This is a genomic window from Acinetobacter sp. UBA6526 (genome assembly GCF_002434875.1).
GTDB lineage: Bacteria > Pseudomonadota > Gammaproteobacteria > Pseudomonadales > Moraxellaceae > Acinetobacter > Acinetobacter venetianus.
In genome coordinates, this window is record NZ_DJLC01000172.1 from 1 (window position 1) to 10,194 (window position 10,194).

General features: G+C 37.0%; 10 protein-coding genes. 5 read left to right on the forward strand and 5 right to left on the reverse strand.

All coding sequences use genetic code 11. The annotated features are described in order from the left end of the window. Positions 1 to 4 precede the first annotated feature (4 nt). Entirely contained in the window at positions 5 to 409 is a 405-nt protein-coding gene (locus tag B4237_RS11885; RefSeq protein ID WP_286943260.1) for a hypothetical protein, read from the reverse strand. A 14-nt stretch (positions 410 to 423) separates the two neighbouring features. Continuing rightward, the gene (locus tag B4237_RS11890; protein WP_104794644.1) at positions 424 to 717 is read right to left on the reverse strand and encodes a DNA-binding protein; all 294 of its coding nucleotides are present in this window, start codon (positions 715 to 717) and stop codon (positions 424 to 426) included. Between the two features lie 177 nt (positions 718 to 894). On the opposite strand from B4237_RS11890, the gene B4237_RS11895 reads away from it, so the two are divergent. The 4 genes from B4237_RS11895 to B4237_RS11910 are packed head-to-tail and all read left to right on the forward strand — an operon-like array spanning position 895 to position 7,316. Then, positions 895 to 3,654 carry a class I SAM-dependent DNA methyltransferase gene (locus B4237_RS11895; protein WP_278595806.1) on the forward strand — a complete coding sequence of 920 codons (2,760 nt, stop codon included), beginning with the start codon at positions 895 to 897 and terminating at the stop codon, positions 3,652 to 3,654. A 2-nt stretch (positions 3,655 to 3,656) separates the two neighbouring features. Further along, the gene (locus tag B4237_RS11900; RefSeq protein ID WP_278595807.1) at positions 3,657 to 5,810 is read left to right on the forward strand and encodes a DEAD/DEAH box helicase; all 2,154 of its coding nucleotides are present in this window, start codon (positions 3,657 to 3,659) and stop codon (positions 5,808 to 5,810) included. Between the two features lie 16 nt (positions 5,811 to 5,826). Next, positions 5,827 to 6,099 carry a hypothetical protein gene (locus tag B4237_RS11905; protein WP_278595808.1) on the forward strand — a complete coding sequence of 91 codons (273 nt, stop codon included), beginning with the start codon at positions 5,827 to 5,829 and terminating at the stop codon, positions 6,097 to 6,099. A 14-nt stretch (positions 6,100 to 6,113) separates the two neighbouring features. Beyond that, positions 6,114 to 7,316: a GIY-YIG nuclease family protein gene (locus B4237_RS11910; RefSeq protein WP_278595809.1), complete on the forward strand. Its 1,203-nt coding sequence runs from the start codon at positions 6,114 to 6,116 to the stop codon at positions 7,314 to 7,316. A gap of 195 nt (positions 7,317 to 7,511) precedes the next feature. Here the strand turns inward: B4237_RS11910 and B4237_RS11915 are convergent, their stop codons facing one another. The 3 genes from B4237_RS11915 to pncA form a co-directional block, all read right to left on the reverse strand. Beyond that, entirely contained in the window at positions 7,512 to 8,150 is a 639-nt protein-coding gene (locus B4237_RS11915; RefSeq protein WP_278595810.1) for a YitT family protein, read from the reverse strand. Positions 8,151 to 8,354: 204 nt separating this feature from the next. Then, positions 8,355 to 8,819: an Lrp/AsnC family transcriptional regulator gene (locus B4237_RS11920; RefSeq protein ID WP_278595811.1), complete on the reverse strand. Its 465-nt coding sequence runs from the start codon at positions 8,817 to 8,819 to the stop codon at positions 8,355 to 8,357. 93 nt (positions 8,820 to 8,912) lie between these two features. Next, positions 8,913 to 9,545: a bifunctional nicotinamidase/pyrazinamidase gene (pncA, locus tag B4237_RS11925; RefSeq protein ID WP_286943268.1), complete on the reverse strand. Its 633-nt coding sequence runs from the start codon at positions 9,543 to 9,545 to the stop codon at positions 8,913 to 8,915. A 290-nt stretch (positions 9,546 to 9,835) separates the two neighbouring features. On the opposite strand from pncA, the gene B4237_RS11930 reads away from it, so the two are divergent. After that, positions 9,836 to 10,194: dihydrodipicolinate synthase family protein (locus tag B4237_RS11930; protein ID WP_286943271.1), on the forward strand; the 359-nt coding region annotated here is incomplete at its 3' end.

The window sequence follows — 10,194 nt, forward strand, 5'->3', positions numbered from 1 at the left end:
TCGTCTATTTGTGCAACAAAGCCATTAAAAAATCATGAAGATTAATACTACTCTCTGATAAATCAATTTTTTTAACTATAGGCTGATCATCATTTTCAGAAAAAATCCCTAAAGGATAAATATCAATAACACCAGCTCTCAAGACACCTAAAAAGCGTGCATCAGCACGAGAGGCTAAGATTTCTTTTAATTGCCTTAACTCATCAATTGTAAATATATTTTCTGATACTAAATATAAGGCAGCTCTACCATTAATTTCAACAACGGCATCTGGCCGCTTATCAATCTCATTCGTAAACAAATCTAAATATGATAAATGCACATACAATGGCTCTTTCTCAGAAAACTGAATGAGCATATTTTCTGATATACCATACTTAGTAGGATCTTGTAGAAGAGAGTGTTTCATAGAATCATCCATTCTCAATCATCCCCTAGCTCAAGATCAATTTTTTTATCTCCTCCGAATTTCCCAGCTTTTGCTGAACCACGGGGTTTTTTAGTAGAAATTTCAACTCTATCTAAAATAGAAGAATAATCAATACCTTGTTCATGCATTTCAGATAGAAGTGTTGCAATAATTGCTAGATGCATTGGCACCTCTCCTTTTTTTGCATAGTTACTAAGAGAAGCTGGATTCATTTTTAGCAGTTCAGCAAAAGCTTTCAACGTTAGATTTGCTTTCCGAACAAGCCTATTAAATTCAGTATAGGTCATTGTTTTATAATATCATATCTATATGGCGATTCTACATAAATTTATGTAGAATCGCCATATATTAAGAAATATAAAATATGGTCACAGCCTCAGACAAATATTGCCCTAAGAAGAGGATGTATATTCTTTTATTTGCTAAAATATTCCCAAAGATGAATCACATATAACTTAAAGCCTATGAATGCCGTTGAAATTGAAGCAGCCGTCTCCGAACTTGCTGAAAAACCGTTCGATGCTCAAGAGTTTGCTTATGACTTTTTAAGAGCTTTTGGTAATAAAGAAACAACAATAAAAAAACTACGTGTTGGTCAAAGTAATTCTTCAGACATTGAGAACGGTGTACTGCAAAGAAACTATATTCACATAGCTGTATGTGATCAGGACTCAGTCTCTCAAACTTTGAACGCACTAAGAGAAAGTAAGGCAACAGAGAAAGCAAAGGCCAAGTTCATTCTCGCTACAGATGGTGCGGATTTACAAGCTGAAGATCTTATTTCTGGTGAAACTATCAGCTCTGCTTTTTCAAATTTTGCTGAGCATTTTGGTTTTTTCTTACCCCTTGCAGGCATATCAACCATTCGGGAGATTAAAGATAACCCGATTGATGTACGTGCAACAGGTCGACTCAATAAGCTTTACATTGAGCTTTTAAAAGAAAATCCAGATTGGGCAACTGAAGAACGTCGCCAAGACATGAATCACTTCATGGCACGTTTAATTTTTTGTTTCTTTGCTGAAGACACAGAAATTTTTCAACCGAGTGGTATTTTCACGCAAACCATTGAGCAAATGTCAGAGCGTGATTCAAGTAATACACACGAAGTTATTAGTACCTTATTTCATGCAATGAACGTTGATCTTTCAAAGCGAGAATCGACAAAACTACCTGTATGGGCAAAAAGATTCCCTTATGTAAATGGTGGCTTATTCTCGGGCAGTACTGAGGTGCCTAAATTTTCTAAGATAGCCCGTACTTATTTGTTGCATGCAGGTGAGCTGAATTGGCAAAAAATCAATCCAGATATTTTTGGATCAATGATTCAAGCAGTCACCAATGATGATGAGCGTGGTTCATTGGGGATGCACTATACCAGTGTGCCAAACATCTTAAAGGTGTTGAATCCTCTATTCTTGGATGATCTAAACGAGCAATTAGAGGCATCAAAGGGCAGTCCTTTAAAGTTGCTTAATTTACGCAAACGTATTGCACGGATTCGTGTGTTTGACCCTGCTTGTGGCTCGGGAAATTTTCTTGTTATTGCGTATAAAGAACTTCGTAAAATTGAAGCTCAAATTAACAAACTTCGTAATGAAGAAGGACGTGCAACCGATATTCCATTGACGAATTTCCGTGGTATTGAGATCAATAGTTTTCCTGCTGAGATTGCACGTTTAGCTTTGGTGATTGCTGAGTATCAATCGAATGTTCAGTACTGTGGTCAGATTGAAGCTCTACAAACAGTGTTGCCACTTTCTAAAGAAAACTGGATTATCTGTGGTAATGCTTTACGTTTGGATTGGTTAAGCATTTGTCCGCCGACAGGTAACACTGTGAAAGTTGTTGCTGATGATCTATTTGAAACTCCATTAGAACAGACTGAAATTAATTTTGAAAATGAAGGGGGAGAAATATATATCTGCGGCAACCCCCCATACAAAGGCACTTCAGAACAAACCAAAGAAATGAAAGATGATATGAAGTGGTTATTCAATGGGCGAATAGATAAATTCAAATCATTGGATTATGTATGCGGATGGTTCTTGAAAGCATATGATTACGGTTTAGTTACACCTACAAAAAGTGCATTTGTTACAACCAATTCAATTTGCCAAGGGCAACACGTCCCAATTCTTTGGCCGCACATTTTAAAAAATGGTTTCAAAATATTTTTTGCACATTCTTCATTTAAATGGAAAAACCTTGCTTCAAAAAACGCGGGGGTGACAGTTGTTATTGCAGGTATTACAAATTCAAATATTAATTCTTGCAGACTTTTTTCAACCAGTGACGATGGATTAAATATTGAAAAATCTTGCAGCTACATTAATCCCTACCTCACTCCTGATTTGAAAATTGAAATGCAAACAAGAACAATACCTCTATCCGAATTGCAACAAATGGATTACGGAAGTAAGGCTGCGGATGGCAAATTTTTAAATTTCGACAACGAAACAGCTAAAAAGCTAATTGGCTTAAATCCAAATGCTGCAAAATTTGTCTATCCTTACTGTAGTGCTGACGATGTTATTTCTGGGAAAATTAGAAAATGCCTTTGGATTGAAGACAATGCAGTTGAAGAGGCGTTATCAATTCCTGAAATTGCCAAACGAATTAATAGCGTCAGAGATTTTAGAAGTAAAAGCTCTAAGGAAGCAACAGCAAAACTTGCAACAAGACCCCATGCTTTTGCGGAGCCAAGGTTTATAAAGAACAAGTCCATTTTAGTTATTCCAAGCGTTACTTCTGAAAATAGAGATTACCTTCCAGTCGAGCAACTACCAAAAAACTTTGTAATTACTAACGCCGCTTTCGCCTTATACAACGCGCCCCTTTGGTATATGGCACTTATTGCTTCAAAGCTTCATCTAGTATGGATTGCGGCAGTATGTGGAAAACTTGAAACGCGGTATCGTTACTCCAACACACTAGGCTGGAACACCTTCCCCGTCCCAAAACTCACCGAAAAAAACAAAGCGGATTTAACTCGTTGCGCTGAAAATATTTTATTAGCTCGGGAAGCACATTTCCCTGCAACAATTGCAGATCTTTATAATCCTGAAAAAATGCCAGAAAACTTACGCCAAGCACATGAAGAAAATGATGAGGTGCTAGAGCGTATCTATATTGGACGCCGCTTTAAAAATGACACAGAGCGCTTAGAAAAACTATTTTCAATGTATACAGAAATGACTTCAAAACAAGTAGGAAAGAAATAAGCATGACAACTTCAGAAAATCCAACCAATCAACGAACTGTCCCTGCTGTTTCTATTAAAACGGCTTGTACAGGAGCATCAAATAAAGCAAATGAACTCGGCATGCGTCCAATGCAGGAACGTGCTTATGATAAACGTGGTGAACGATACCTACTAATTAAATCACCGCCAGCATCAGGTAAATCACGTGCATTGATGTTTGTTGCTCTAGATAAATTAGAGAATCAAGGGATTCAGCAAGCACTTATTGTGGTGCCTGAGCGTTCTATTGGCAGTAGCTTTGCAGATGAAGAATTAACAAAGCATGGCTTCTGGGCAGACTGGAAAGTACAACCTCATTGGAACCTATGTAATGCACCCAATGCTGATGATGAACGTGTTTCATCAAGATTAGCAGAAGCAATAGCTCAGTTTTTATCAAGCGAAGACAAAACTTTAGTTTGTACACATGCTACTTTCAGAAATGCTGTAGATTATTTAGGGGTTGAAGCTTTCGATAATACACTCATTGCGATTGATGAATTCCATCATGTGAGTAGTAATCCAGATAATAAGCTGGGTGCACAACTCAGTCAGTTTATGGAACGAGACAAAGCGCATATCGTAGCGATGACAGGTTCATACTTCCGTGGGGATTCTGAAGCAGTTTTATCACCAACAGATGAAAATAAGTTCGAGACTGTTACTTATACTTACTACGAACAGCTGAATGGCTATACCTATTTAAAAGCATTAGATATTGGGTATTTTTTCTATACAGGAAAATATACCGATGCTGTGATGAAAGTTTTAGATCCTACGCTTAAAACTATCATTCATATTCCAAATGTGAATTCTCGAGAAAGTACCAAAATTGGCAAGCACCTCGAAGTTGAACATATCATGGATGCAATGGGGACTTGGAAAGGCGTTGATGATGAAACAGGTTTCCATTTAATCGAAATCACAACTGAGATGGGCAATAAGCGCATTTTAAAAGTTGCTGATCTTGTTGATGATAGTGATGCAGCAAAACGCTCTAAAGTACTGACAGCACTGAAAGATCCAAAACAACGATTTAACCGTGATCATGTCGATATCATCATTGCATTAGGTATGGCGAAAGAGGGCTTTGACTGGATTTGGTGTGAGCATGCCTTAACGATTGGTTACCGTAGTAGTTTAACTGAGATTGTACAAATTATTGGTCGTGCTACTCGAGATGCTGAAGGTAAGCATCGTGCCAAATTTACCAATTTAATTGCTGAGCCTGATGCATCTGAAAAACTCGTTGTTGAGGCTGTCAATGATATGCTGAAAGCCATTGCTGCAAGTTTGTTAATGGAGCAAGTATTAGCGCCTCGTTTTGAATTTACGCCTAAAGATCAGGGTACTTTAGATGGCTTTGATTATGGTGAAGATGGTTACCAAAAAGGTAAAACAAACGTTGGGATTAATGGTAAGACAGGACAAGTCCATGTCGAGATTAATGGCTTAAAAAAACCAGAATCTGAAGAAGCCAATCGTATTTGCAAAGAGGACTTAAACGAAATCATTACGGCTTTTGTTCAAAATAAATCTGCTATCGAACGAGGCTTATTCGACCAAGAAAATATTGTTCCAGAAGAGCTAACACAATTGGCATTGGGTAAAATTGTTCAGGAAAAATACCCAGAGCTAGAAGCTGAAGACCAAGAAGCAGTTCGTCAACATGCAATTGCAGCTTTTAACTTAATTCAACAAGCAAAGAAAGAACTTGAACAAGCCCAGCAAACACTTGGAGGCACAACCGCTGGCTCTAGTGGAACTGGAAATCCAGATGGTAAACCTGAATCGAACATAGCATTTATTCAGGGTGTTAAACGTTTTATGAATGTACGTGATTTAGATATAGATTTGATTGATCACATCAATCCATTCGAATCAGCGTATGCTGTACTGTCTAAAGCAATGGATGAAGCAACACTGCGTCAAGTCCAAGCTCATATTTCAGCTAAACGTATCAATCTAAGCCCTGAAGAGGCAAAAGACTTAGCAATTCGTGCAGTACAATTTAAAAAAGAACGTGGTCGTTTACCAGATATAAATTCTCAAGATGCTTGGGAAAAAAGGATGGCAGAAGGTGTTGCAGCTTTTGCAAGATTCAAAGCACAAGAAAAAGCGAAGTCTGATATTTGATAGTGGACAATAAGTAATGAAACGTCTTTCAGATGAACAGATTCTAGATGAACTAGAAATCGAACTTGAGTTAAAATCTACTAAGGTTTTAACCCCGTTAGAAGAGCGTCTAATTTCTGGGTTTGAGGAGATTAATGTCTTCTATGCAACTCATCAACGTGTTCCATCCCTTAATGATGATGCAGATATCTTTGAAAAATTATGTGCATCTCGTCTTGAAAAAATTAAACAGAACTCTGCAATGAGTTCTGTTGTAATCCATCTCGATCAATTCAAACTATTAGGTTAAACAAGGTAAATTTTATGGCTGATATTTCTGATGATGATTTGCTATCAGAATTAGGTATAGATTTAGCACCAGTAAAACAGGTGACCTATACAGCCAAAGAAGAGCGCCTAATTTCTGGGTTTGAGGAAATTATTCAATTCTACGAAATAAATCAAAGAATTCCATCAAACTCAAATAATGCTGATATTTTTGAACGCCTTTATGCTGTTAGGCTTAATCAGCTTAGAAAATTGCCTGAAGCTATATCTCTTCTAAAAGACTTTGATCAACACAATCTATTAAATAGTATTACTTCTGAACCATCTGACATATCTGAATTAGAGGATGATGATTTACTTTCTGAATTAGGGATTGAATTGGAAGATGAAGAAAATATTCTTGTCTTACAGAATGTGAGAACCCAAAAAGAGCGTGATGCAAATGAGCTAACGGCAACTCGCAAAGTTTGCTCAGATTTCGATGTATTTAAAACTTTATTTGATCAGATTAATTCAGATATTGAAAATGGGCAACGTATAACAAAAGCTTTCGGTAAAGATGCAAGTATTGAACTTAATGATTGGTTCATTGTAGATGGTCAAATCGTCTATGTTGCTGAAGTCGGAGAGTATTTTAAAGCTCCTAATGGTGAAACAGATGCTCGATTGCGAGCTATTTATTCTAATGGTACAGAGAGTAATTTATTAATGCGCTCTTTGAAGAAAGCCTTAAATAGTGATAAGACAAGTCGACGAATTTTAGTTAAAAACAATGCAGGGCCATTATTTCATTCATCTGAGTCTCAAGACGAGGAGAATCACATCGAAATTAAAAGTGGCACTATTTATGTCTTGCGAAGTAAGTCAGATAACTCATTCATTAAAGAGCATAAAGATGTCATTCACAAAATTGGTGTGACCACAAGTAAGGTCAACCAGCGGATTACTGATGCAAAGAATGATCCTACTTATCTACTCGCAGATGTTGAGCTTGTTGCTAGCTATGGGTTACCAGAAAATATTGTGCCGCATAAATTAGAAAAGCTTATTCATAAAGTCCTACAATCAGCTCAGTTGGATATTAATATCGAAGATAGATTTGGGAAACCTGTGAAACCAAAAGAATGGTTCTTGGTTTCTCTTAACATCATTAATGACATTATTGAGCACATTAAAAATGGCTCTATTGAGACTGTTTACTACGATGCAGAAAAAGCTCAGCTGATTTCCACATCTTAGTTAGTATGAAACTTTATTGTCTTCTTTCCCATCCTGAATATCCTAAAACAAAAAGCAGTATGAAACTCTATTGTTTTAGGGTGAACTAAATATCAATAACTTACGGACAGGCTGAGTATGAGACTTTATTGTCTAATTACAGTTCACCTTTCTTCCATTCTCAAATGCCAATAGAAAAATAAGAAGTATATGACTTTAAGCCACGTAACGATTGGTTTTATGATTTAACAAAATAATAGAATTCAGAATCACAGCTCCCAATATAGAAATCAGAATCAATTTCCAATCCACAAAAAATAGTGAAATCAATAAGATCGCAACATCAATTCCCATCTGTACCTTGCCTGCTGGAATCTTAAACTGCTCTTGTAAATAAAGAACCAATAAATTAATACCACCCAAACTAGAGCGATGTCTGAAAAGAATCAGAAAACTCACACCCATCAGCACATTCGCGAAGATAGTCGCATAAAATGGATTTACGTCTGACAGGTGAAAAAAATGGGGAATCATTTCCGTAAAACCTGCCAGTAAAGCCACGGCAATAAACGTCTTTACGACTAAACCAACGCCCATTTTTTTATAAGCAAAATAGTAAAATGGAATATTGATCAGGAAAAATAAAATACCAAACTTAATATCTGTGATGTAATGAATCAACAATGACAGACCAGCTGTTCCACCCGTCATAATTCCTGCTTGCTTTAACAATGTCATCGCAAATGAAAGAATAAAAGTACCGATTAACATGGCAAGTGCATCTTCAATCTTTGAGTGTTGATCAATTACAGGCATGACTGGGCTTACCAAAGATACATTTTGATCGGTATTCATAACACTACAACTCAATAGGAGAACAACAGAGGGGAGAGAAATCTTTAAAAAAGATATGACATATTTGATCATTTTTATTTAATTTTCGCAATTTTTTCTTATATTTTCACCATAAATGCAATTTATATTCAAAATAATCCAATTGGTATAATCAAAACCAATAAAAAAGCCGAGCGATATCACTCAGCTTAAGAAAGCTTTGTTCTATTTAATCACAATGCCATTTTCTTTTAATTTTTCAAGCACGATTGAGGTATTTAAATTACTCACCCCAAAGTTTTGGGAGGATAAAATACCGATCAATTTAACCATTTCATCTAAGTTTTTGACTGCAACTTTGAGGGCAAAATCATAACTCCCTGTGAGTTTGTAAATATCTTTGACCGCAGGCTCATGCATCAGAAACTCAACAAAACGATCGTGTGTTGCATCATTATAATTTTGTAGCTTCACTTCAATAATGCCCATAATCGGTGCTGGATCAGCACTCAATGCGATTTGGGCATAATAACCAGTGATAATATTTTGCTGTTCGAGATAAATACGACGACGAGAACATTGTGAGGTTGATAAGCCAACCAATTCTGCCAGCTCTTGATTGGCTAAACGTCCATTTCGCTGTAAATGATGAATAATCTTACGGTCGAAATCATCAAGTTGGTATGTCATAAAACTCTCTGTGGTAATAGCGCGGCATAGTAACAATCATGAAAGCTGATCATGATCGAAAAGTGTAACGTCTTTAGATTAATTGCAACAAGCTCAAGGCAGAATGGTCGTTGAGTGAATGCGCTCTACCCCTTGATCCAACATCTGCTGCCAAGCCTGTTGCAGAGACCCATTTAAATCAATTGCTTTACATGCATCTTCAATCACATAGGTCTTAAATCCAAAAGCTGCGGCATTGAGTGCCGTCCACGCCACACAAAAATCTGTCGCAATCCCCACAATATATATCGTATCAACTTGATGTTCTTTCAAATACCCATTTAATCCTGTCGGAGTTTTTCGATCTGCCTCCATAAATGCAGAATAACTATCAATATCAGGATGGAAGCCTTTACGAATAATGAGTTGAGCGGTTGGAATATTCAAATCAGGATGAAATGCTGCATCATGACTCCCCTGCACACAGTGTTTCGGCCATAACACTTGAGTGCCATAATTCAACTCTATGGTTTCAAATGGCTGTTTATGCGGATGATTTTCAGCAAAAGAGATATGTTGTTCTGGATGCCAATCTTGAGTTAACACCACATGATCAAATTTTATAGCGAGCTGATTAATTAAAGGAATGATCTGATCAGCTTGATCGACTGCTAAGTTTCCACCCGGTGTAAAACCATTTTGAACATCCACTACAATCAATGCGATATTCTTTGAATTCACTAGCATCGCTGTTATTCCCTCTAAATCATCTGGTTTTACAATACCCTGCCTGCGTTGTTCTGACTAGAGATCGCAAAACTTTTAATTAAGATGAAAACTATTCAAGTTAAAGATGAATTAAAGTTTTCTACAGTTTGACCAAAGCATATTGTTCTTATGTCTCTGATCAGTCATAATTTGCATAATTGTCATTCAACTCGACTTACTGTTGGACGACGAATCAAAATACTGCAACCATCCAATATTTCGTTTAAATTACTTCAATCTCGGATGGGAAAATAGGATATTTTTTTAAAATGACTCAGCTAGCACAGAATATTCAAGGCTCAATTGTCGCAATCGTCACCCCAATGTTTGAAGATGGCAGCGTAGATTGGAAGGGTCTTGAGAAGCTCGTTGAGTGGCACATCCAACAAGGTACTAATAGCATTGTTGCTGTCGGCACAACGGGCGAAGCTTCTACACTCAGCATGGAAGAACATACACAAGTCATTAAAGAAGTGATTCGTGTCGCGAATAAACGTATTCCTATTATTGCGGGTACAGGCGCTAACTCAACGCGTGAAGCGATTGAACTGACCAAAGCAGCAAAAGAATTAGGTGCTGACGCAGCGCTATTGGTTACGCCATATTATAATAAACCAACGCAAGAAGG